The organism is Streptomyces sp. NPDC007901 (genome assembly GCF_042959465.1).
Classification (GTDB): domain Bacteria; phylum Actinomycetota; class Actinomycetes; order Streptomycetales; family Streptomycetaceae; genus Streptomyces.
In genome coordinates, this window is sequence record NZ_JBIBKW010000009.1 from 391,115 (window position 1) to 413,355 (window position 22,241).

Below are 22,241 nucleotides of genomic sequence, written 5' to 3' on the forward strand. Positions count from 1 at the left end.
CGGCGCCCGGAACCGCTGTCCGGCTCCACCGTCTCGCACCCGGAGGGCGATCGCATCCGCGCCGGGGACGTCCGGTACCGCACGGCACCCGCCGCACCGCACCCGCCCCACCGCGCCCGCCGCACGCACCCCGCCGACAGCGTCCGGCCGGTCGTTCGCCGTGCCCGCCCGCGGCTGGTGAGGGAGCCTGGAGTCCACCGTCGGCGGACCACTCGTCAGCGAGGTGCGGTCATGGCTCCCACAGTCGGTCCTGGACGCCGGCCCTGTGCCGTTTCGGTGCTGGGCGGGCCGACCACCGTCATCGACATCGGCGGGCTGCGCCTGGTGTGCGATCCGACGTTCGACGACGCGGGCGACCACGGCTATCTGACGAAGACGGCCGGCCCCGCGGCGACCGAAGCGGACCTCGGTGCCGTCGACGCCGTACTGGTCAGCCACGACCTGCACCCCGACAACCTGGACACCCGGGGACGGGCCTTCGCGCTCCGGGCTCCGCTCGTGCTCACCGGTCCGGCCGCCGCCGGGCGGCTGGGCGCACCCGCGCAGGCGCTCGCGAACTGGGAGACCGCCCGCCTCGTGCGCCCCGACGGCGGGGCGCTCGACGTCACCGCCGTTCCGGCCCAGCACGGGCCGGACGACGGGGAGCGCGACCAGGACGGGCAGGTGAACTGCGAGGTGACCGGCTTCGTCCTGAGCGGCGACGGCCTGCCGACCGTCTACGTCAGCGGCGACAACGCCTCCGTGGGCGTCGTCGCCGGGATCGCCCGGCGCCTGCCGCAGATCCATGTCGCGGTGCTGTTCATGGGGGCGGCCCGGGTGCCGGCCAAGATGCGCGGGCGCCCGCTGACGCTGTCCGCGGAGCGGGCGAGCGCCGCCGCGTCCGTGCTGGGCGTGCCCGTCGTGGTTCCCGCGCACTGCGACGGCTGGGCCCACTTCAGCGAAGAGCGCGCCGACATCGCGACCGCGTTCGACGACGCCGGACTCACCGGGTGCCTGCGCCTGGCGGAGAACGGGACCTGGATCGACCTGCCGTTCTGACCGCCGACCGCGCCGACGGGCGCTGGGAGTCGGGGCCTCTCACGTTCGAGAAAAAGGGTCCCGGCCCGGGCCCGCCAGGCCTTCGACTCCCCCTCGTCCGGCCGCCTACCGTCCCCCATCGGCACCCATGGACCGGAAGTCGGCGTCATCGGCCTGGGCGCCATGGGGATGAGCTTCGCCTGCGACATGGCCGCCCCACGCGACGAAGCCGCCTCCGTCTCCCGGCCCCGGCCGGCGCCCGGTACTGACCGTTCGCCGGTGCGGGACGCGGGCTACGCGCTCACTTGAGGAGCACGAGCAGCCGGTCCGCGAGAACCCCGGCCGAGTGCGGGTTCTGACCGGTGATGAGGTTGCGGTCCTCCACCATGTACGGCTCCCAGATCGGACCGCGGCTGAAGTCGACCCCGACCTTCTCCTTCAGCTCGGTCTCCAGCAGCCACGGTGCCCTGGGGGCCAGGCCGACGGCCGCCTCCTCCTCGTCGGTGAAACAGGTGATCCGGTACCCCTTGAAGGGCGACTCACCGTGGATCCTGGTGGCCAGGATCGCCGCGGGTGCGTGGCAGACGATCGCGAGCGGCCTGCCCGAGGCGAGCTGCGCCGTCAGCAGCCGGCCGACGTCGGCGTCGAAGGCCAGGTCCGACATCGGTCCGTGGCCGCCGGGCAGGTACACCGCGTCGTAGTCCTCCAGGCGGACGTCCGACAGCCGGAGGGGCCGGCGCATCACCTCCGCGGAACGGATGATGGCCTCCAGTTCGAGGGCGCCCTCCTCGCCGCCCGCCATCGACGGGCGCAGGCTCATCATGTCGACGTTCGGGGTCACACCGCCCGGCGTCGCGACGACGACGTCATGACCGGCTTCCGTGATTTTCTTGTACGGCATCGCGAATTCCTCGGCCCAGTAGCCGGTCGCGTATCTCGTGCCGTCCTTGAGGACCCAATACGTCGCCCCGCTCACGATGAAGAGCACTCTCGCCATCGCACTCAGCCTCCTCGCCCACGCCTTGCTCGATGAGGAACTCCATGAGGGATTGGAACGCCCTCCAGCCTAGGCACACACGGGACGAGACGCATGTGAACGGCTTTCCCACGACACGTGCGGACCGCCGAACTCCCCTGCCGGACTCCGTCCTTGAAGCCTTGAGGCGCCGTGGACCTCCGTCCCGTGGCGTCCCGCTCACGGACAGCGTGAAAGTGGTGTTGATCGGCGGCACCTCGCACACCGGCAAGTCGACGGTGGCCCGGGCGGTGGCGGACCGGCTCGGGTTCGGCTGTCTGTCCACGGACGGGCTGGCGCGGCACCCGGGCAGACCGTGGCCGACACCGGATTGGCAGGTGCCGCCACACGTCGACGAGCACTACCGGTCGCTCACGGTCGACGAGCTCACGACCCACGCCCGCGCGGAACCGGACACGGCGGGTCTGGTGCTGGAGGGGTCGGCGCTGTGGCCGGCGAGCGGCGTGCGGCTCGCCGTACCGCACACGGCGGCCGTGTGGCTCACCGCCGACGAGGGCGTCCTGACCGCGCGGATGCACGCGAGCTGCCACTACGACCGGCTGCCCGCCCGGGACCGGCTTCCGGTCGACAGGTTCCTCGCCCGCACGCTGCGCTACCGGACGATGCTGCTCGACTCAGTCGCACGGCTGCGGCCGGACCACATCGACACCAGCACGGACCGGTCCCCCGAGGACCTTGTCGAGGCGGTGCCGGCGGCCGCGGAGGCACAGGTCGGGGTGGGGCGGACGGCCACCCGGTCGTCCTGAGCCGACCGGCCGGACCGCACGACCATGACTGCCGCAGCGAGCTCGAAGACCGAGGGCCCGAATGTCGTACGCACGTATGAGAGTCAGACCCTATGATCGCTCCGCCCCGGCGTCCGCCGGGGCCGCGTACGCCCCGAGACAGGCCACTGACGATGACGACTGCCACCCGCCGGGCTCCCCGGTTCCTTGCCCGTTCCGCGCAGGCGGCGATCGCCGTGGCCGCCGTGGCGGACGTGTTGCGCGCGGTGGCTCTGCGGGATCACTCCCTGCGCCCCACGGACGGATCGCTGCAGAGGTCGGGCTTCGTCTCCATGGTCTTCCTCTATCTGATGACGCTCGCGATCGTGCTGTTCCTCGTGTGGCTCGCCCGGTCCCGGCGCAACGCCCAGGAGCTGTCGCCCGAGGCCGCGCTCCCGGGACGGGGCTGGACGATCGGCGCGTGGTTCGTTCCGGTGGTCAACCTCCTTGTCCCGCGCCGGTTCCTCCTCGACATCGGGCGCGCGAGCTCCGCGTCCTGGGCGGTGAAACGGGACACGGCGCTGGTGAACGCGTGGTGGGTGGCCTGGATCGCGCACGCCCTGGTGCTGTCGGTGGCGAGCCGGGTGGCCCCGGGGTCGATGGCCTGCCTGGTGGTGACGGAGGCGCTCATGGTCGCGGCGGCCGTGCTGGTGGGGCTCGTCATCGAGCGCATCACGGCACTGCAGAGCGCCGCGCTCGGCGCCACCGCTCCCGCCGCGTCTCCGGCCCTGGCGGCGGGGGACGTCCGTCACCCCGGCTGAGGGGTGGTCACCCGGCGTACCAGGTCCGTCCAGGTGTTCCGGAGGCGCTCGGTGCTGATGTGGGGCGCGTCGAGCAGGTGGTCGAGGGTCTCCAGGTTCACGAAGGCGAGCATGGCGTGGGCGAGCATGTCGTGGTCGCCCTGGACTCCCGCCTCGCGCAGGAGGGCTGAGATGTGGCCGTGGAAGAGGCGGCCGTAGGGCGAGGTGTGGCGGCGGTCGCAGGGGACCTGGCGGGCGAGCGCGGGGCCCAGGTCCGTGGTGTCGGCGACGCGTTCGATCAGGGCGCAGCCGAACGCGGTCAGCCGGTCGCCGGGCGGTGCGCCCGGCCCGAGTGGCGGGGGGCCGGAGGTGTACGCCTCGTGGAAGTCCGCCTCGACGTCGTCGACCAGTGCCAGCAGCAGTCCGTACCGGTCGCCGAACCGGCGGAAGAGCGTGCCCTTGCCCACGCCGGCCTCGTGGGCGACCTCGTCCATGGTCACGTTCCCGGCTCCCCTGTCGGCCGCCCGCTCCTCAGCCGGGTCGTCCGGTGGCCGGGTCATCCCGCGCTCGGCGGTGCCAGGCTGGCGTACACGCCTCCATCCTCCACCCGCACCGGATACACGGGGACGGGGCGGGTGGCCGGCGGATCGAGCGGGCGCCCGGTGCGCAGGTCGAACCGGGAGCCGTGCAGCCAGCATTCGACCGTGCAGCCGTCCACCTCGCCCTCGGAGAGCGAGACCGCGCTGTGCGAGCACACGTCGTGGATGGCGAACAGCTCCCGCCCCCGAAGGACCAGGGAGACGGGCACGCCCTCCGCCTCGAACCGCCGGGGCACGCCCTCCTTCAGGACATCGAACTCGCAGAGGTACGCGTAGCCGCTGGCGGGCATGGGGCTCCTCGGGTATGTCGTCGCCGGCCATCGGCCGCGCTAGTGACGCGGTCCGCGGCCGGGACCCGCCCACAGTCCGAATCCTTCTCGGCACTCGGACCTGGGCTCCGCGTGGTGTCCCGGCTGGTCCGGTGGCTACTTGTCGATCTGGAGTACCGACATCATGCCGAGGTCCTCGTGGTTGAGGACATGGCAGTGGAGCACCGTCCGGCCCGCGAAGTCCGCGAACCGGACCCGGATCACCATCCGGCCCCGCTGCGGGATGTCGACGGTGTCCTGGAAACCGTAGTTCCGCTGCGGCCTGCCGTTGATGCTCATCACCTGGAAGTCGTCGGTGTGCTCTCTTTCGCAGGCGTTTCGTGTGCGACGGGAAATCCGGATCTCCGGCCGCCATCATGCACCGGTGTCGGCCGCGCCGAATTCAACGACCCACGGGGCAAGGGAAACGGATCGTCTTACGGAGTCGTGACGTGCGGGTGTGGGCACGTGGTCCGGCGGCCGTACGGGCCTAGCGTGGCCGTATGCGTGTACTGGTCACCGGCGGTGCCGGGTTCATCGGGTCCCATGTCGTCGAGGCGCTGGAAGCGCGCGGGCACGAAGCGGTCGTGTTCGACGTGCGGGACGATCCGGGCGCCGACGTGCGCAGCCCGGTGGCGGTGGGGCGGGCGCTCGCGGGCGTGGACGCCGTCTGCCATCAGGCCGCGATGGTCGGCCTGGGCGTCGGGTTCGGGGACGCCGCCGAGTACGTCTCCCGCAACGATCTCGGTACGGCCGTGCTGCTCTCCGGGATGGCCGAGACGGGGGTACGGCACCTGGTGCTGGCCGGCTCCATGGTCGTGTACGGGGAGGGCCGCTACGCGTGCCCGCGGCACGGTGTCGTACGGCCCGGGCCGCGCGCGGTCGCCGATCTGGACGCCGGGCGGTTCGAGCCGAACTGCCCGCAGTGCGGGGCCGAGTTGACGCCCGGGCTGGTCGGCGAGGACGCGCCCGTCGATCCGCGCAACGTGTACGCCACGACCAAGCTGGCCCAGGAGCATCTGGCCGCTGCCTGGGCCCGGTCGACGGGCGGCTCGGCGGTGTCGCTGCGCTACCACAACGTGTACGGCCCCCGGATGCCCCGCGACACCCCCTACGCGGGCGTGGCCTCCTTCTTCCGTTCGGCGCTGGCCCGCGGGGAGGCGCCGCGGGTGTACGAGGACGGGCGGCAGCGCCGGGACTTCGTGCACGTCCGGGACGTGGCCGCGGCCAACGCGGTGGCGCTGGAGGCGGGGGCGGCCCCGGGCGCGCTCACCGCGTACAACACCGGCAGCGGCGAGCCGCACACCGTCGGGGAGATGGCCCGCGCGCTGGCGGAGGCCCACGGCGGCCCGGCACCGGTGGTCACCGGGGAGTACCGGCTGGGCGACGTACGGCACATCACGGCCGACTCCTCCCGGCTGCGGGCCGAGCTGGGCTGGAAGGCCGAGGTCGGGTTCGCGGAGGGGATGCGGGAGTTCGCGGGCTCGCGATGAGCTAGGGCGCCGTCGGCAGGGTGACCTCGAAGCGGCAGCCGCCGGGGATGTTGTGCACGCTGGCGTGGCCCTGGTGGGCCTCGACGATCCCGCGCACGATGGCGAGGCCGAGTCCGGCGCCGGCGGGTGGGGTCCGTGCGTGGCTGCCGCGCCAGCCGGTGTCGAAGACCCGGGGCAGGTCCTCCTCGGGGATGCCGCCGCAGCCGTCCGTGACGGACACGACGACCCCCTCGGGGCCGCGCTCGGCGGCGACGGCGACCGTGCCGTCGGGGGGTGTCCGGCGGATGGCGTTCACCAGCAGGTTGCCCAGCACCCGGCTCATCTCCTTGCCGTCCACCTCGACCGGCACCGGCTCCACCCGGTCGCCGACCAGCCGTACGCCGTGCTCGCGCGCGAGCGGGTCGACGCCCGCGAGGGCGTCGCCGACGAGGTCGTACAGCGACATCCGGCTCGGACTCAGCGCGAGCGTCCCGGCGTGGATGCGGGAGAGTTCGAAGAGGTCGCCGACCATGTCGTTGAGACGCTCGACCTCGGTGCGGATCTGCTTGAGGTAGCGGTCGGGGTCGGTGGCGACTCCGTCCTCCAGCGCCTCCGACATGGCGCGCAGCCCGGCGAGCGGGGTGCGCAGGTCGTGCGAGATCCAGGCGACGAGCTCCCGGCGCGAGGTCTCCAGCGCGCGTTCCCGTTCCCGGGACTCGGCGAGCTTCGCGCTGGTGGCGGCCAGCTCGCGGCTCACCTCGGCGAGTTCGGCGGTGGCCGGGGTCACGGGTGCGGCGAAGTCGCCGTCCTCGCCGAACGAGCGTGCCGCGAGGACGAGTTCACGGCTGCGGGCGGCGACCCAGCGGCCCAGTATCAGCGCGGTCGCCAGCGACACGGCGGCCGCCATCGCGACGACCGTCGTCACCACCGACAGATCGTGCGAGGAGAGGAACATCGCCCAGGCCACGGCGAGGGTGCCGGCGAGCATCGCGACCACGCCGACGGACGCGACCACGGCGACGGACGCGGTCAGCGAACGGCGCCGCAGCAGGCGCAGCACGGCCGCCCCCAGCAGGCCCGTGCCGGCCGCCCCGGCGAAGGCGTACAGGGCGATGAGGAGGGTGTCGCGCATGTCAGGCCGCCCCTTCCCCTTCACCGTCTGCATCTTCCGGCCCCTGTCCGGTCGGCTCGAAGCGGTAGCCGACGCCCCAGACCGTCTGGATGAGGCTCGGCCGGGCCGGGTCGTCCTCGACCTTGGCGCGCAGCCGGCGGACATGGACCGTGACGGTGGACAGGTCGCCGAAGTCCCAGCCCCACACCGCGCGCATCAGGTCCTCCCTGCCGTACGCCCGCCCCGGGTGCCGCAGGAAGAAGGCGAGGAGGTCGAACTCGCGCAGGGTGAGGGCGAGTTCGATGCCGTCCTTGGTGGCGCGGCGGGCACCGGGGTCGAGGGTGAGTCCGGCGGTGGACAGGGCGTGCGCGGCGGGCGCGGGGCGGCTGCGGCGCAGCACCGACTCCACCCGGAGGACGAGTTCCCGCGGGCTGAAGGGCTTGGTGACATAGTCGTCGGCGCCGACCTCCAGGCCGAGGATCCGTTCGTCCTCGTCGCCGCGTGCGGTCAGCATGATCACCGGGACGGGGGCGCGGTCGCGCAGCCGCCGGCAGACCTCCAGGCCGTCCATGCCGGGCAGCATCAGGTCGAGCACGACCAGGTCCGGCCAGTGGGCGGCGGCGCGGGTCAGGGCGGTGGGGCCGTCGGCGGCGTGGTCGACCAGGTAACCGGCGCGGTCGAGATACCCGGCGACGACCTCGGCGACGGTCGGGTCGTCGTCGACGACCAGGACCCGGGCGGAACCGGTGGTGGGCCGGTCCGCGATGAGCTCGTACGGCTGCTGCATGCCTCCACCCTCGCACCGGGCCGTCGCGGGTGTCGCGCCCGCGGGTGGGGGCCGGTCACGACGTCCGCGTTTCGTAAGAAACCCGGGGTCCGGGAGCCCGGGTCCGACGTCCGCGTTTCGTAAGACGCCGACGCCCGGTATGCCGGGTTCGCGTTCGTAGGGTGAAAGCCGTGACCACCTCATCTTCATCCTCCTCACCGTCGACGGACGTGGACGTCGTCCTTCCCTGTCTGAACGAGGCCGCGGCCCTGCCCTGGGTGCTCGGCCGGATCCCGGCCGCCTGGCGGGCCCTCGTGGTCGACAACGGCTCCACCGACGGCTCGGCGGACGTCGCCCGGGCGCTCGGTGCGACCGTCGTCCACGAGGCGCGGCGCGGCTTCGGCGCGGCGTGCCATGCGGGGCTGGCCGCGGCGACCGCCGACATCGTCTGCTTCTGCGACTGCGACGCCTCGATGGATCCGGGGCTCCTCGTGCCGTTCGTGCGGGAAGTCTCCGACGGGGAAGCCGACTTGGTGCTGGGGCGGCGGCGTCCGCAGGGGCGGGGGGCGTGGCCGGCGCATGCCCGGGCCGGGAACCTGGCGCTCTCGCGGATGCTGCGGCGCCGGACCGGGCTGCGGCTGCACGACCTCGGACCGCTGCGGGCGGCCCGCCGGGAGGGGTTGCTGGCGCTGGACCTCGACGACCGGCGGAGCGGTTACCCGCTGCAGATGGTGGTGCGGGCCGCCGACGCGGGGTGGCGGGTGGTGGAGCACGACGTGCCGTACCGGCCGCGTGTCGGTTCCTCCAAGGTGACGGGCACGTGGCGTGGCACGTGGCAGGCGGTGCGGGACATGAGCAGGGTGCTGCGGGAGCCGGGTCGGGTGCGGGTGAGTGGGGGCTGAGCGCGCCCACGCGGCGGAGCCGCACATTGTCAGAGCCCCGCGCCCCTGACGAGGCGCTGCAGTCGCCGCCTCTTCAAAGCCGACCCCACCCAGCCGCACCAGCCAAGGAACCCCACATGACCACCCTTCTCGTCATCGCCAAAGAGCCGCGGCCCGGCAGGGTCAAGACGCGGCTCACGCCGCCGTTCTCGCCCGAGCAGGCCGCCGCTCTCGCCGAGGCGTCGCTCGCCGACACTCTGTGGACCGTGGCCCAGACGCCCGCGACGCGCCGGGTCCTGGCTCTGGAGGGCGCCCCCGGCGCCTGGCTGCCGCCGGGGTTCGATGTGGTGCCGCAGTGTGCCGGGGGGCTGGACGAGCGGCTGGCGCATGCCTTCGCCGGGTGCTCGGGGCCGACTCTGCTCATCGGCATGGACACCCCACAGGTCACCCCGGCCCTTCTCACCGTGGACTTCGGGGACTGCGACGCGTACTTCGGGCCCGCCGAGGACGGTGGTTTCTGGGCGCTGGGGCTGGCCGATCCGGATCCGGCGCTGCTGTGCGGGGTGCCGATGTCCGTGCCGGAGACGGGGGCGGTGCAGCGGCGGCGGCTCGTCGCGGCGGGGCTGCGGGTGCGGGATCTGCCCCGGCTGCGGGACGTGGACACCGCGGCGGACGCGGCGGCCGTCGCCGCCCTCGTGCCGCACGGCCGCTTCGCCGCCGCGCTCGCCCGGTACGCGGCGCACAGCGGAACGGGCCGCCGATGACCGCCCCGCCGGCCGTCGCCTGGACCGGCGCCGACCCCGCCGACCCGTACGCCGCCGCCCTGCGTGCCGGCCAGGGTCCGCTGTTCCTGCGCCGCACCGACGGCTGGCTGCTGCCCCTGGAGGTCGAGCGCTGGTGCGCCCGCGCCGACCCGGTCGACCGGGCGGTCCTGGACCGCTGCGAGGGCGCCGTCCTCGACGTCGGCTGCGGCCCCGGGCGGCTCGTCGTCGAACTCGCGTTCCGGGGCCGTACCGTGCTCGGTATCGACGTGAGCGCCGCCGCCGTCGAGCACACCGTGCGGCTCGGCGGCCAGGCGCTGCGCCGCTCGGTCTTCGAGCCGCTGCCCGGCGAGGGCCGCTGGGGCACCGTCCTGCTCATGGACGGCAACGTCGGCATCGGCGGCGACCCGGGCGCCCTGCTCGGCAGGGTGGCGCAACTCCTGGCCCCTGGTGGTCTGTTGATCGCCGAGACGGCCGCGGTGGACGTCGATGAGCGGGCCGACGTCCACCTCACCGACGACGCCCATGACGCGGTCGGCGCCCCCTTCCTGTGGGCGCGGCTCGGCACCCCGGCGCTGCTGCGGTACGCGCGGGGCTGGGAGCCGGCCGGTCAGTGGGCGGTCGGCGGGCGCCGCTTCGCCGCCCTGCGCAGCCGACGCGCCAGCAGCAGCGCCGAGCCGCCAAAGAGCACGGCGGTGATCAGCAGCCAGCGGGACAGGAAGCCGGCCGGGGACAGGCCGGTGGCCGACCGGTAGTGCCCGGCCACCGCCCCGCTGATCAGCGGGAACCAGACGAGCAGGAGCAGCGCGGAGAGCGCGGCCGGGACCCGGACGTACATCGTCCTCCCCCACTGCCCGAAAGGCGTGGGCGGTGCCCCCATCCGGCGTCCGGCGGCCCCCAGCCCCCGTACCAGCGTCCGGTCGGCCAGCGAATACAGCGGCAGCAGCACCAGGTCGTGCAGCAGGGCCGCCCCCACCACCCACAGGGCCACCCCGAGCCAGTCGCCGGCCAGCAGCCGGACGCCGGCATAGGCGGCGAGCGCGAACGAGCAGGCCAGGAGGAGGAGTTGGAGGGGGCTGCCGAGGGCGGGGCGGGGGAACATCACAGGTCTCCGAAGGTCATCCGGGCCACCCACTTGGTGTTGAGCACGCCCGGTGCGGCGGGCACGATCACACGGGCCGGGTAGCCGTGGTCGGGGGACAGGTCCTCGCCGTTCACCTGGAGGGCGAGCAGGGAGCGCGGGTCGGCGACCTGGTTGGCGCGCAGGGCCGCGCGCCGGAACGCGCCGTGGAGCTGCAGGGACTCCACGAGTACGTCCGGCGGGTCGCCGTCGTAGCCGACGAGGGCGGCGAGGTCGCGCAGCCGTACCCCGCGCCACCACTGGTCGGCGGTCGACCAGCCCTCGACGCAGGCGATGGGCAGCGCGGCGCTGTGCAGGGGCAGTCGGAGGAGTTCCGGGCGGGTGAGGCGGACGGTGCGGCCGTCGCGTCCCGTGACGAGGAGCCGCCATGCCTCCGCCCCGGTCTCCCGCGCGTCGATCCTGGCGTAGGCGGCCGTCTTGTTGATCTGGAAGCCGTTCGGGCCGCTGCCGGGGTCGGCTCCGCCGTGCGGGGCGAGCAGGGCGGTACGGCGGAGTGCGCCGCCGATGCTCTGCCCGGCCGTGGTGACGAGGAGGAGCAGGGAGGCGCCGGAGACGAACCACAGCGCCCCGCGCCGGGAGACGGTGGGCGCGTCCGGCCTCGGTGACTCCAACTGGGCCTCGTCCTGGCGCCGTCGGCGGACCGCCCGGACGGCCGCCGGGGTCTTCAGGGCCGCGTGGGCGAGGAACGCGGCGAAGAAGACCCAGGCGCCGTAGAAGTGCAGGGGGTAGAAGGAGCCGGGGAAGACGTAGTCGAGCTGGACGTTGAGGACGCCGGTGGTGAACTCGAAGAGGCCGCCGCCGACCAGCAGGAGCAGCGAGATCCGCTCCAGCGCGTGCGCGAGGGAGCGGGCCGGGGGCAGCGTGAACAGCTTCGGGACCACCGACCACAGCTTGGCGAGCAGCACCGGGATCAGGGCGATACCGAGGGTGACGTGCAGGCCCTGGGTGAGCCGGTAGAGCCAGGAGGGATTCGTCGGCCAGGAGAACAGGTAGAAGCCGAGGATGCCCTTGTCCGGGGTCTGGTCGTTCACGGGCGCCAGGTTCGGGTTGTAGGCCGCGTACGACAGCAGTCCCGTGACGAAGACAACGGTGATGCCGACGAGCAGCACGAGGCCGAGCACCGAGGTGAACCAGGTGCCGCGCAGCGGGCTGCGCCAGAAGCCGGGTGAGGTGGGAAGCCGTGGGTCGTCGTCTCGCATGGTCCGACCGTAGGCCGGGAAAACCCCCGGAACGGGTCCGCGACCCATGACGAAAGTCTGACGTCAGCCCCTTGATCCACGCTCCGGCGCGGTCGCCGACCTAGCGTTCCGGTGTGACCCGCGCTCCCCGTCCCGACGGCCGTGCCGATCTGTACGCCGTCCTCGCCGCCGCCCTGCTCGTGCTCGTCGCCGTCCTGGTCGGCCGGCACCTCCAGGACACCTACCGGATCCTGTTCGTGCACTGGCCGCCGCTCTTCGCCGACTGGGACCCGCACCTGGGCCCGGGCACCCCGGCCGCCCTGCTGGTCGCGGCGGGCGTGGTGGTGTACGGCCCGCACCTGGCCGTACGGCTGCCGTGGCGCGGACTGCTCGGCGCTGCCTGGGGCGCCTGTCTGGCCTGGACGTGGTCGCTGGCGCTGGTGGACGGCTGGCAGCGGGGGGTGGCGGGCCGGCTGACCAGTCCGAACGAGTACCTGACGGTCATCGGCCGGTTCCACGACATCCCGGTGACCCTGCGCGACTTCACCCACCACATCGTCAGCGGCTCCCCCGCGCCCTGGCCCGCGCACATCGCGGGGCATCCGCCGGCGGCCACCCTCACCTTCGTCCTGCTGGACCGGATCGGGCTGCACGGCGGCGGCTGGGCGGGGGCCTGGTGCATCACCGTCGGGTCCACGGCCTGTGTCGCCGTGCTTGTCGCGGTGCGGGCGCTGGCCGACGAGCGGCTCGCCCGGCGGGCCGCGCCCTTCCTGGTGCTGGCCCCGGCCGCGGTGTGGGTGGGCGCCTCGGCCGACGGGTACTTCGCGGCGGTCGCCGCCTGGGCGGTGGCCCCGCTGACGCTCGCGGTGACCGGACGGTCCGTGGCGTGGGCGGCGGGGGCGGGGCTGCTGTACGGGCTGACCTGCTATCTGTCGTACGGCCTGACGCTCTTCGCGCTGATCGGGGCGGCGGTGCTGGTGCTCGGCCGGCGCCGGGTCCGGGCCCGCCCGGTCGTGCTCGCCCTGCTGGTGGCGGGGGCGGCGGTGGTCCCGCTGGTGTTCACGCTCGCCGGGTTCGACTGGTGGGAGGGGTACCGGCTGCTGGTCACCCGCTACTACCAGGGGGTGGGCGGGACCCGGCCGTACGGCTACTGGGTGTGGGCCAACCTGGCCTGCACGGTGGTGATCACCGGCCTGGCCACGGCGGCGGGGCTGCGGCGGGCGGGCGCCGTCCTGCTCCACCGCCGTACCGCGCCCGCCCCGGAGATCCGCCTCGCCTTCCTGGTGGGCGCCGCCCTGCTCGCGCTGCTGATCGCCGACCTGTCCGGGATGAGCAAGGCGGAGACGGAGCGGATCTGGCTGCCGTTCGCGATGTGGCTGCTCCCGGCCTGTGCGTTCCTGCCCCGGCCGCGGGTCTGGCTCACGGCCCAGGCGGTGCTGGCGCTGCTGCTGAACCATCTGCTGTTCACCGGTTGGTGACGCCTCCGGGGAGCGGAAGCCGGGCGGGCCTCGGCGGTCCGGCTAGTGCTGTGACCGGAAAGGTTTGCCGGGAAGCTCGCGGCGTCCGGTGCGGTGCATCGCAAGGCGGAGCATCGCCCGCGTACTGGACGTACTCGGGTGATGCGACAACGCGGCGAGGTGCCGTGCCGGGCGTCGCGAGCCGGTGAACCTTTCCGGTCGCAGCACTAGGTTAGGACCGGGCGGCCCGCGTCCGTCGTCCGGGTCTCGGCCTCGGCCGCCGCCGTGAGCTGCGGGAGGAGCCGCGCCAGCGCCGCCCCGTCGTCGAGCGCGTCGAGCAGCCGGGCCTGGTCGGCGTGGACGCGGTGGGCAGCGCGGGCGTACAGGTCCTGGCCGCGCTCGGTGAGGTAGAGCAGGACGCGGCGGCGGTCGTGGGGGTCGGGGCGGCGGTGCACGAGGTTGCCGGCGACCATCCGGTCGACGAGCTTGGTCAGGCTGGGCGCCGGCATCAGGGCGTGGTCGGCGATCTCGGACATCGGGTGTCCCCGGCCGTCCCCGACGAGCGACAGGACGCGCCACTCCTCGACCGCGCAGCCCTCCTCGGCCAGCACCGCGGCCAGCCGTTGCACGATGCGCCGCTCGGCATGGCCGAGGAGATGGGCGAGGTCCGGCGAGGAGGGTACGGACGGCATTGCCGGTGTCCTTCCGTCAGGTCTACTGTGCGCGCAGAATACGAGTCTTGGCGAGGGCGCCGGGGCCCGGGACCGGAATCCGCGTTCCCCATGCCCGCACGGAGGTGGCCCGATGCGTCCGGCGCCGCCGAGCGACCCGACGGGTACGCCCCTGGTCGTCGCCCTGGTTGTTCCGCTGCAGGGGCCGGCGGGTGTCCTCGGGCCGTCCTGCGAGTCGGCGGCGCGGCTGGCGGTGGAGGAACTCAACGCCACGGGCGGGGTGTTGGGCCGGGAGGTCCGGCTTCTCACGGTGGACGGCGGGGCGCCGCCGGCCCGGGTGGCGGCCGAGGTCGGGGCGCTGGTCTCGCTGGGCGCCGTGGACGGGGTGGTGGGCTGGCACACCTCGGCGGTCCGGCAGGCGCTGCTGCCCGGGGTCGCGGGCCGGGTTCCGTACGTCTACACCGCGCAGTACGAGGGCGGCGAGCGGACCCCCGGCGTCTTCCTGACCGGTGAGACCGACGCCGCCCAACTGCTGCCCGCGATGCGGGTGCTGGCGGAGTCGGCCGGGGTACGGCGCTGGTGCACGGTGGGCAACGACTACGTCTGGCCGCGGGTGACCGCCCGCGCGGCCCGCGGGTATGCGCGGGACTGCGGCGGCCGGGTCCGGGACGAGGTGTTCGTGCCGCTGGGGACGGAGGAGTTCGGCCCGGTGCTGCGCCGGGTCGAGCGGTGCGAGGCGGACGCGGTGCTGATGCTGCTGGTCGGGGCGGACGCGGCCCGCTTCAACCGGGCGTTCGCCGGGTACGGGCTGCACCAGCGCTGCCTCCGGCTGAGCACCCACATGGACGAGAACATCCTGCTGGCCACCGGCGCGGACGGCACCGACGGGCTCTGGGCGGCGGCCGGCTTCTTCGAGACCCTCGCGACCGCCGAGAGCCTCGACTTCAGCGCCCGGTACGCGGCCCGGTTCGGGGTGCACGCGCCCGTGGTGGGGAGCCTCGGCGAGTCGTGCTTCGAGGGGGTACGGCTGCTGGCGGCACTCGCCGAGCGGGCGCGGTCGCTGGACGTGCGGGCGATGTGCGCGCTGGGGGACGCGGTGTCGTACGAGGGCCCGCGGGGTGTCGTACGGCTGCGCGACAACCATCTGGCCCAACGGCTGTACCTGGCACGGGCGGACGCCTTCGACTTCCATATCGTCGCCCAACTCTGAGCCGGCGCCCGATACTTCCCACGGGAAGTATCAAGGTTTGTCTTTTAAAGCGGGTGAAACGTTCGGGAAACAGCATGCCGCGACTCTTCCGTGCAAACGACCGGGGACGAGAGAGGGCAGAGTCGTGACGGAGATCGTCGGCAAAGAGGCGCCGCCGGCCGCGGCGGACGGCGGGACGGACAGCCGGACGGACGGCAAACGGACGTACAACGACTGGGCGCAGAACGACACCCTGGAGGACTACTCGCTGCGCTACGCGCCGAAGTCCTTCCGCCGCTGGACCCCCTACGTCGTGGCCACCACGGCGCTCGGCGGCATCGCCTACCTCGCGGACTTCGCGATCGGCGGCTCCATCGCCATCTCCAACGGCTTCTCCAGCGCGATGGTGGCGATCCTGACGGCCGCGGTGGTCATCTTCCTCACCGGCATCCCGATCTCGTACTACTCGGCCAAGTACTCCATCGACATGGACCTGTTGACCCGGGGCGCGGGCTTCGGGTACCTCGGCTCCACGCTGACCTCGGTCATCTACGCCAGCTTCACCTTCATCTTCTTCGCCCTCGAAGGCTCGATCATGGCGCAGGCCCTGGAGCTGGGCCTGCACATCCCGCTCGCGGTCGGGTACCTGATCTGCTCCCTCATCATCCTGCCGCTGGTCATCTACGGGATGACCGCGCTGTCGAAGATGCAGGTGTGGACGCAGCCGGTGTGGCTGGTGCTGATGGTCGCGCCGTTCGTGTCGATCGCGATCCAGGAGCCGGGCAAGTTCTCGGAGTTCACGCACTTCGCGGGCGACTCCCCCACCGGGTCGAGCATCAGCATGCTCGGGGTCGGCGCGGGCGCCGGTGTGGCGCTGTCGCTGATCGCGCAGATCGGTGAGCAGGTGGACTACCTGCGGTTCATGCCGGACAAGACGCCGGAGAACGGAAAGAAGTGGTGGGCGGCGGTGCTCTCCGCCGGTCCGGGCTGGGTGGTGCTCGGCGCGGCCAAGCAGATCGGCGGGGCCTTCCTCGCGTTCTACATCGCGGGCAGCGTGGGCCTCGCCAAGGCCAACGAGCCGATCCAGCAGTACGTGTCGGGCTTCAAGACGTTCGCGGCGCCGGTCGCGCTGGGCCTGGCCACGTTCTTCGTGATCCTCTCCCAGATAAAGATCAACTCGACGAACGCGTACTCCGGTTCGCTGTCCTGGTCGAACTTCTTCTCCCGGCTGACCCACCGTCACCCGGGCCGGGTGGTCTACATCTTCCTCAACGTGGGCATCGCGCTGGCCCTGATGGAGGGCGGTGTCTTCGGCTTCCTCAACACCGTGCTCGGCTTCTACTCCAACGTGGCGATCGCCTGGATCGGCGCGGTCGTCGCCGACCTGGTCATCAACAAGCCGCTGGGGCTGAGCCCGTCGTACATCGAGTTCAAGCGCGCCCATCTGCACAACTTCAACCCGGTGGGCTTCGGTTCGATGCTGATCGCGTCGGCGGTCTCGATCGCCGCGTACTTCAACGCCTTCGGGGAGTACGGCAAGGCGTACTCGCCCTTCATCGCGCTGTTCCTGGCGATGGTGCTCTCGCCGCTGTTCGCGGTGCTGACCAAGGGGAAGTACTACATCGCCCGCGTCGACGACCTCGCCGAGCCGCTGCTCGGCGCGGACGGGCTGCCGTCGGCGGTGACGCTGACCTGTACGGTGTGCGCGACCGACTTCGAGCGGCCGGACGTGGCGAACTGCCCGTTCCACTCGGGGGCGATCTGCTCGCTGTGCTGCAGCCTGGAGAAGGACTGCCACGACTCCTGCAAGACCGGGCCGGTCGCACTCGGCATCCCGGCGGTGCGGACCGCCGACTGACCGCCCCCTCCGCTCACCGCTCCGGCTCGCGCCCTGCCGCGCGGGCCGGAGCTCCTGTGTGCGGGCCGTCCAACAGGAGCGTGATCTGCCGGTCGGCCCGGGCGTCGGGGGTCACGGGTGGTGGTCGCCTTCCAGCGCGGGGGCGACACCGTCCTTCCCGTCGACGCAGAGTTCCTCCGCCAGGGCGCGCTGGTCGTCGAGGAGCGGGAAGGAGAGGTGGGCGAGGTCGCCGGGCGGGGGCGCGGTCAGCGACCACAGGGGCGCGGGGGTGCCGTCGGCCACCGCGGCCGGGGCGTCGGTGAGGTTCATGCGCTCGCGCAGCCGGCCGTAGAAGTCCATCGACGCCAGCCGCACCACCCGCAGCCGGGTCGGGGCGGCGTACACGCCGATCCAGTCCCCCGGTCCCAGCACGCCCCGCACCTGGCCGTCGACACTGACCGCGGCCTGGCCCGAGCGTTCCAGGACCCGCAGGCCGACGGCCTCGTTCGGGGCCGTGACGACCGAGCGGTTGAACGTCATGTGCGGGGCGACCGGGGTGAAGACGAGCGCCTCCGCGCAGGGCGAGACGACGGGTCCGCCGGCGGCGAAGCTGTAGGCGGTCGAGCCGGTCGGGGTCGCCACCAGCAGCGCGTCGGCGGAGTAGGAGGCGAGCAGCCGGCCGGAGACGTAGACGCCGACGGAGACCTGGCGGTCCCGGGAGAGTTTCTCCAGGACGACGTCGTTGACGGCGGTGATGTGCAGGGGGACGCCCCAGTCGGTGTCCTGCTCGCAGTCCGTGCGGACCTGGGGCGGTGGCAGCAGCGGCCCGCGGCCGTACTGCATCAGCGTCTCCATGTCGGCCGGCATCTCCAGGCGGCGGGAGGCCCGCATGGTCAGCAGCAGCCGGCTGTCGACGGTGAACCGGTCCTCGCGCACCGCGTCCAGCGCCGCCCGCACCGAGCGGACCGGCACCTCGGTCAGGAACCCGACCCGGCCCAGGTCGACACCGAGGACCAGGGCGTCGTTGCGGGCGGCGAGCCGGGCGCCGCGCAGGAAGGTGCCGTCCCCGCCGAGGGTGACGATCAGGTCGGGGTCGCCCGCGGCCTCGACCTCCTCCCCCGAGTGGTGCCGTCCGCCGTCGTGCCACACGTCGATGTCCGTGCACCGCACGCCGTGCTCGGCGGCCCACTCCCGTACGGCGCGGGCCGCGTCCACCGCCTCGGCGCGTCCGCCGTGCACCACCAGTCCGAGCCCGTTCACTGTCATCTCCGCCTCCAGGACACCGTGGTCGGCCGCTGTTCCCACGCTGTCACGGCGCGGCCGATCTGTCGGGCGGAGTGCGGTCACAGGCCGAGGGAGATGGCCAGCCGGGTGAGCTCGGCGGTGGTGTTGATGTCGAGCTTGGCGCGGATCCGGCGGAGGTAGGCGTCGACCGTGTGCCGGGAGAGCCCCATCTGCCGGGCCGCCTGCAGATAGGTGCAGCCGGCGGCGATGTGCTTCAGCGTCTCGCGCTCACGCGGGGCCAGCGCGACGGCGGCGGTCTCGGTGTGCTGGGTGACTGCGGTGAAGCTCATGAGAGGTTCCTTCACATACCCGACGATGACAATTGCCCGATTGAGGCGATTTGTCCGTTTACAGAACCCTCACAAGCCGACGTCATGGCGGTGTCCGCCGACTGTCACAGGCCTGTCACGAGCGCCGCGCCGGGAGCCCGGTCCCGGAACCGGGGCGGATTGGTGCTCCGTGTCGGCCGGGATCATCCTGGGGAGAAGAGCCGGCCGTGCAGGTTCCGCGAAGGATGAGCGGCGATGGAACGACGTCCCACCCCTCCCAGCCACCCGGCACAGACCCACGCCGTCCCCCAGGGGGCCCGCACCGCCGAGGCCACGATCGACGCGCGGGGCGTGGTCACCGGCTGGAGCGACGGGGCCGCGCTGCTGCTGGGCTATCGGCCGGCCGAGATCCTGGGGCGCCGGGCGGCCCTGCTGCTCGCCGAACCGGACCAGAGTGCCTGGCGGGCGGCCGCCGCCGGGACGCGGTGGAGCGGGACGGCCGGCCTGCGCCACCGGGACGGACACCGGCTGGACCGGGACGTCCTGGTCCACCGCAGGCCCTCCGGAGAGCGGCCGGGCGGTACCGAGTGGCTGGTGGTGTCCGCCGTGACCGGCCCGGCACCGGCCGCGGCCGGCCAGGCGCTCGGGGCCTGGGCCTTCGACCGGTCGCCCTGCGTCTGCGCCGTCTTCGACGAGCGGCTGCGGCTGGCCCGGGCCAGCGCCGGCACCCAGCGCACGCTGTCGCTGGCCGAGGGGACGATGCGGGGACTGCGGCTGACGGACATCGCGCCCTACCCCGGCAGCGCCGAGGCCGAGACGAGGATGCGGCGGGTCCTGGACGGCGGCGGGCCGCAGGAGACCCGCCTCCGCCTGGACCCGGCCGACCCGGAGCGCGAGTGGCACGCGTGGCTGGTGCCGCTGACGGACCCGGACGGGCGGGTGCGGGCGGTGGCCCTGACGGCCCACTCCGATCCCTCCGAGCGGCTGGTACGACAGCGGATGCTGTTGCTGAGCGACGCCGGGGTGCGCATCGGCACCGGCTCCGACGTGCAGCGGACCGCGCGGGAGCTGGCCGACGTCGCCGTCCCCGCCTTCGCCGACGTGTGCGCCGTCGACCTGCTGGACGCCCCGCCCCGCCCGGGGCAGCCGAGCCACCCGGGGCAGCCCGGCGCGGCACCGGCCGGCGTTCCCGCTCTGCGCCGGGCGGCGGTGCGCACGGCGCCCGACGGCCCGCCGCTCCCCCAGCCCTCCGGCGAGTTGCTGCACTGCCCGCCCTGGTCGCCCTCGGGCCGGTCGCTGGCCGAGGGGCGGGGCGCGGTGTACGCGGGCGGCGACGAGGTGGTGGCCCGCTGGGCGCGGGAGGATCCGCGGGCCGCCGCATGGATCCGGGAGAGCGGGGCGCACTCACTGCTGGCGGTGCCGCTCCGGGCGGACGGCACCACGTTCGGCGTGGCCCTCTTCGGGCGCGTCCGGCGGACCGCGCCGTTCGACGCGGACGACCTGTGGCTGGCGGAACAGCTCGCCGCCCGCGCGGCCACCAGCATCCACGGCGCGGCACGCGCCCAGCGACAGCACACCACGACGATGACCCTGCAGCGCAGCCTGCTCCCCCAGACCCTGCCCGAGCAGGCGGCCCTGGACATCGCCACCCGCTATCTGCCCGCGGCCGGCCAGGCCGGGGTGGGCGGCGACTGGTTCGACGTGATCCCGCTCTCCGGCACCCGGGTCGCACTCGTCGTCGGCGACGTCGTCGGGCACGGCATGCGGGCCGCCGCCACCATGGGCCGGGTCCGCACCGCCGTCCGCACCCTCGCCGACGTCGACCTGCCGCCCGACGAACTCCTCAGCCACCTCGACGACCTGGTCATCCATCTCTCCGCCGAGGAGGCCGGCGCCGACAACGCCGAGGAGACCGCCGGCGGCGTCGGCACGACCTGTCTGTATGGCGTGTACGACCCCGTCACCCGGCACTTCACCGTCGCCCGGGCCGGCCACCCGCCGCCCGCCGTGGTCACCGAGGGCGCCGTCCGCTTCCTCGACGTCCCGGCCGGACCCCCGCTGGGCCTGGGCGGGCTGCCCTTCGAGTCGTACGAGACGGAACTCCCCGAGGGCAGCGTCATCGCCCTCTACACCAACGGCCTGCTCGAACCCCGCGACCACGACATCGACGACGCCCTGGACAAGATGTTCGCCGCGCTCGCCCGCCCCGCGCAGAGCCTGGACACCGTCTGCGACCGGGTTCTGACGACCATGCTCACCCACCGCCCCGACGACGACATCGCCCTGCTGGTCGCCCGCACCCGGGCCCTGCACGCCGACCGGGTCGCCACCTGGGAGCTGCCCTTCGACCTCGCCGCCGTCGCCGAGGCACGCAAGCTGGCCACCGAGCGGCTGACCGCCTGGCGGCTGGAGGAGGCCGCGTTCGTCACCGAACTCGTCGTCAGCGAGATGGTCACCAACGCCTTCCGCTACGGCCGGCCGCCGGTCCGGCTCCGGCTCATCCACGACGACCACACCCTCACCTGCGAGGTCTTCGACTCCAGCAACACGGCCCCGCACATGCGGCGGGCCCACGCCTACGACGAGGGCGGCCGCGGTCTCCTCCTCGTCGGCCAGCTGACCCAGCGCTGGGGCACCCGGCACGCGACCACCGGCAAGACCGTCTGGGCCGAGCAGTTCCTCACGGAGGAGGCGAAGGGCACGGAGGGTCGCAAGGGCAGGGGCTAGCGGTCCAGTACCGGGCGGGCCCAGGCGGGTGGCGGCGGGGTGCGGCCGCCGGTGTCCCGGCCGACCGTGGGGGCGCCGCCGGCGGACCGGTCCGCCGGGGCGGGCTCCTCCGCCGGGCCGAGGCCGTGCGCGGCGAGCCGCAGCGCGCCCACGAACTCCAGGCAGGTGCCGTACCGGTCCTCGGGGGCCTTGGCGAGCGCCCGGGCGAACACCTCGTCGAACTTCGGCGGCAGCCCCGACCGCACCTCGCTCAGCGCGGGCGGCTGGTCGTACTGGTGCGCCCACAGCAGCGCGATGTCCTCGTCCCGGACGAACGGCGGCCCGCCGGCCAGCATCTCGAACACCACGCAGGCCAGGCTGTAGAGATCGCAACGGCCGTCCACCGGGCGGCCCGAGATCTGCTCCGGCGCCACGTAGTCCAGCGTGCCGACGAACTCGCCGACCGTGGTGAACCCCGTCAGCGACAGCGACTTCTTGGTGAGGCCGAAGTCCGTGAGGTAGACGTGCTCGGGGTGCTCGCTGTCCGTGCCCTCCGCCACCAGGACGTTGCCGGGCTTCACGTCCCGGTGCACCAGGTCGTGTTCGTGCGCCGCGTCCAGCGCGGAGGCGACCTGTGCGGCGACGCGCAGCGCCGTGTCCACCGGCAGCACGCCCTCCTTGTCCAGCAGCGCGCGCAGGTCCGGGCCCGACACGTACCGCATCGCGATGTAGAGCACGCCCTCCGTCTCACCGGCCTCGAAGATCGGCACGATGTGGGGATGGTCGAGGGCCGCCGCCACCCGCGACTCATGGGTGAAACGGCGGCGGAAGGTGTCGTTGCGGGCCATCTCCGGGGCGAGCAGCTTCAGGGCGACGGTCCGGTCCAGGCGCAGGTCCCTCGCACGGTAGACGACGGCCATGCCGCCGCGCCCGATCTCGCCCTGGACCTCGTAGCCCGCGATCCGCGTCGCCATCACCCGTCCACCCGTAGCGCCTGAAACCTTGCCAAATCGTATCCAGTACTGCCGCATCCACGCGAAACGGCGGTGGGTGA

At 73.5% G+C, this 22,241-nt stretch carries 22 protein-coding genes; 11 read left to right on the top strand and 11 right to left on the bottom strand.

Annotated features, from left to right (window positions below):
- The first annotated feature begins 231 nt into the window (after nucleotides 1-231).
- Entirely contained in the window at nucleotides 232-1,038 is an 807-nt protein-coding gene (locus ACFZDK_RS29480; RefSeq protein WP_390976930.1) for an MBL fold metallo-hydrolase, read from the top strand.
- A 280-nt stretch (nucleotides 1,039-1,318) separates the two neighbouring features.
- On the opposite strand, the gene ACFZDK_RS29485 is transcribed toward ACFZDK_RS29480, so the two are convergent.
- Nucleotides 1,319-2,014, bottom strand: coding sequence for a DJ-1/PfpI family protein (locus ACFZDK_RS29485; RefSeq protein WP_390976931.1), 696 nt, complete (start codon nucleotides 2,012-2,014; stop codon nucleotides 1,319-1,321).
- A gap of 215 nt (nucleotides 2,015-2,229) precedes the next feature.
- Here ACFZDK_RS29485 and ACFZDK_RS29490 point away from each other — a divergent pair, with 215 nt between their 5' ends.
- Entirely contained in the window at nucleotides 2,230-2,799 is a 570-nt protein-coding gene (locus ACFZDK_RS29490; RefSeq protein ID WP_390976932.1) for a hypothetical protein, read from the top strand.
- 152 nt (nucleotides 2,800-2,951) lie between these two features.
- Nucleotides 2,952-3,578 carry a DUF4328 domain-containing protein gene (locus tag ACFZDK_RS29495; RefSeq protein WP_390976933.1) on the top strand — a complete coding sequence of 209 codons (627 nt, stop codon included), beginning with the start codon at nucleotides 2,952-2,954 and terminating at the stop codon, nucleotides 3,576-3,578.
- Here the strand turns inward: ACFZDK_RS29495 and ACFZDK_RS29500 are convergent.
- The 3 genes from ACFZDK_RS29500 to ACFZDK_RS29510 form a co-directional block, all read right to left on the bottom strand.
- Nucleotides 3,566-4,117: a TetR family transcriptional regulator gene (locus tag ACFZDK_RS29500; RefSeq protein ID WP_390976934.1), complete on the bottom strand. Its 552-nt coding sequence runs from the start codon at nucleotides 4,115-4,117 to the stop codon at nucleotides 3,566-3,568. The two genes, ACFZDK_RS29495 and ACFZDK_RS29500, sit on opposite strands and share 13 nt — an antisense overlap.
- The gene (locus tag ACFZDK_RS29505) at nucleotides 4,114-4,446 is read right to left on the bottom strand and encodes a Rieske 2Fe-2S domain-containing protein (RefSeq protein ID WP_390976935.1); all 333 of its coding nucleotides are present in this window, start codon (nucleotides 4,444-4,446) and stop codon (nucleotides 4,114-4,116) included. The genes ACFZDK_RS29500 and ACFZDK_RS29505 overlap by 4 nt, the downstream gene beginning before the upstream one ends.
- A gap of 135 nt (nucleotides 4,447-4,581) precedes the next feature.
- Nucleotides 4,582-4,827, bottom strand: a complete 246-nt coding sequence (locus tag ACFZDK_RS29510) for a multicopper oxidase domain-containing protein (RefSeq protein ID WP_390976994.1) — start codon at nucleotides 4,825-4,827, stop codon at nucleotides 4,582-4,584.
- Between the two features lie 140 nt (nucleotides 4,828-4,967).
- Here ACFZDK_RS29510 and ACFZDK_RS29515 point away from each other — a divergent pair, with 140 nt between their 5' ends.
- Entirely contained in the window at nucleotides 4,968-5,957 is a 990-nt protein-coding gene (locus tag ACFZDK_RS29515) for an NAD-dependent epimerase/dehydratase family protein (protein WP_390976936.1), read from the top strand.
- A gap of 1 nt (nucleotide 5,958) precedes the next feature.
- On the opposite strand, the gene ACFZDK_RS29520 is transcribed toward ACFZDK_RS29515, so the two are convergent.
- Nucleotides 5,959-7,068, bottom strand: coding sequence for an ATP-binding protein (locus ACFZDK_RS29520; RefSeq protein WP_390976937.1), 1,110 nt, complete (start codon nucleotides 7,066-7,068; stop codon nucleotides 5,959-5,961).
- A 1-nt stretch (nucleotide 7,069) separates the two neighbouring features.
- Nucleotides 7,070-7,834 carry a response regulator gene (locus ACFZDK_RS29525; protein WP_390976938.1) on the bottom strand — a complete coding sequence of 255 codons (765 nt, stop codon included), beginning with the start codon at nucleotides 7,832-7,834 and terminating at the stop codon, nucleotides 7,070-7,072.
- A gap of 161 nt (nucleotides 7,835-7,995) precedes the next feature.
- On the opposite strand from ACFZDK_RS29525, the gene ACFZDK_RS29530 reads away from it, so the two are divergent.
- The 3 genes from ACFZDK_RS29530 (at nucleotide 7,996) to ACFZDK_RS29540 (ending at nucleotide 10,210) form a co-directional block, all read left to right on the top strand.
- On the top strand, nucleotides 7,996-8,715 hold the full coding sequence (locus ACFZDK_RS29530; protein ID WP_390976939.1) for a glycosyltransferase: 720 nt from the start codon (nucleotides 7,996-7,998) through the stop codon (nucleotides 8,713-8,715).
- A gap of 116 nt (nucleotides 8,716-8,831) precedes the next feature.
- Nucleotides 8,832-9,458: a DUF2064 domain-containing protein gene (locus tag ACFZDK_RS29535; protein ID WP_390976940.1), complete on the top strand. Its 627-nt coding sequence runs from the start codon at nucleotides 8,832-8,834 to the stop codon at nucleotides 9,456-9,458.
- Entirely contained in the window at nucleotides 9,455-10,210 is a 756-nt protein-coding gene (locus ACFZDK_RS29540; protein ID WP_390976941.1) for a methyltransferase domain-containing protein, read from the top strand. The genes ACFZDK_RS29535 and ACFZDK_RS29540 overlap by 4 nt, the downstream gene beginning before the upstream one ends.
- Before the next feature lie 346 nt (nucleotides 10,211-10,556).
- Here the strand turns inward: ACFZDK_RS29540 and ACFZDK_RS29545 are convergent, their stop codons facing one another.
- Nucleotides 10,557-11,795: a molybdopterin-dependent oxidoreductase gene (locus ACFZDK_RS29545; RefSeq protein ID WP_390976942.1), complete on the bottom strand. Its 1,239-nt coding sequence runs from the start codon at nucleotides 11,793-11,795 to the stop codon at nucleotides 10,557-10,559.
- A gap of 113 nt (nucleotides 11,796-11,908) precedes the next feature.
- Here ACFZDK_RS29545 and ACFZDK_RS29550 point away from each other — a divergent pair, with 113 nt between their 5' ends.
- Nucleotides 11,909-13,252 carry a hypothetical protein gene (locus tag ACFZDK_RS29550; RefSeq protein ID WP_390976943.1) on the top strand — a complete coding sequence of 448 codons (1,344 nt, stop codon included), beginning with the start codon at nucleotides 11,909-11,911 and terminating at the stop codon, nucleotides 13,250-13,252.
- Nucleotides 13,253-13,458: 206 nt separating this feature from the next.
- Here ACFZDK_RS29550 and ACFZDK_RS29555 read toward each other — a convergent pair whose 3' ends face one another.
- Nucleotides 13,459-13,923 carry a MarR family transcriptional regulator gene (locus tag ACFZDK_RS29555; RefSeq protein WP_390976944.1) on the bottom strand — a complete coding sequence of 155 codons (465 nt, stop codon included), beginning with the start codon at nucleotides 13,921-13,923 and terminating at the stop codon, nucleotides 13,459-13,461.
- Between the two features lie 112 nt (nucleotides 13,924-14,035).
- On the opposite strand from ACFZDK_RS29555, the gene ACFZDK_RS29560 reads away from it, so the two are divergent.
- The gene (locus tag ACFZDK_RS29560; protein ID WP_390976945.1) at nucleotides 14,036-15,112 is read left to right on the top strand and encodes an ABC transporter substrate-binding protein; all 1,077 of its coding nucleotides are present in this window, start codon (nucleotides 14,036-14,038) and stop codon (nucleotides 15,110-15,112) included.
- A gap of 124 nt (nucleotides 15,113-15,236) precedes the next feature.
- Complete coding sequence (locus ACFZDK_RS29565; RefSeq protein ID WP_390976946.1) at nucleotides 15,237-16,949, top strand: purine-cytosine permease family protein; 1,713 nt, start codon at nucleotides 15,237-15,239, stop codon at nucleotides 16,947-16,949.
- A gap of 111 nt (nucleotides 16,950-17,060) precedes the next feature.
- On the opposite strand, the gene ACFZDK_RS29570 is transcribed toward ACFZDK_RS29565, so the two are convergent.
- Nucleotides 17,061-18,194: an NAD(+)/NADH kinase gene (locus tag ACFZDK_RS29570; protein WP_390976947.1), complete on the bottom strand. Its 1,134-nt coding sequence runs from the start codon at nucleotides 18,192-18,194 to the stop codon at nucleotides 17,061-17,063.
- Nucleotides 18,195-18,271: 77 nt separating this feature from the next.
- On the bottom strand, nucleotides 18,272-18,502 hold the full coding sequence (locus tag ACFZDK_RS29575; RefSeq protein WP_355707499.1) for a helix-turn-helix transcriptional regulator: 231 nt from the start codon (nucleotides 18,500-18,502) through the stop codon (nucleotides 18,272-18,274).
- Between the two features lie 234 nt (nucleotides 18,503-18,736).
- Here ACFZDK_RS29575 and ACFZDK_RS29580 point away from each other — a divergent pair, with 234 nt between their 5' ends.
- Nucleotides 18,737-21,208 (top strand): SpoIIE family protein phosphatase, encoded by a 2,472-nt coding sequence (locus tag ACFZDK_RS29580; RefSeq protein WP_390976948.1) that lies wholly within the window; start codon nucleotides 18,737-18,739, stop codon nucleotides 21,206-21,208.
- Here ACFZDK_RS29580 and ACFZDK_RS29585 read toward each other — a convergent pair.
- Nucleotides 21,205-22,161 carry a protein kinase gene (locus ACFZDK_RS29585; protein ID WP_390976949.1) on the bottom strand — a complete coding sequence of 319 codons (957 nt, stop codon included), beginning with the start codon at nucleotides 22,159-22,161 and terminating at the stop codon, nucleotides 21,205-21,207. The genes ACFZDK_RS29580 and ACFZDK_RS29585 overlap by 4 nt on opposite strands.
- Between the last annotated feature and the right edge of the window lie 80 nt (nucleotides 22,162-22,241).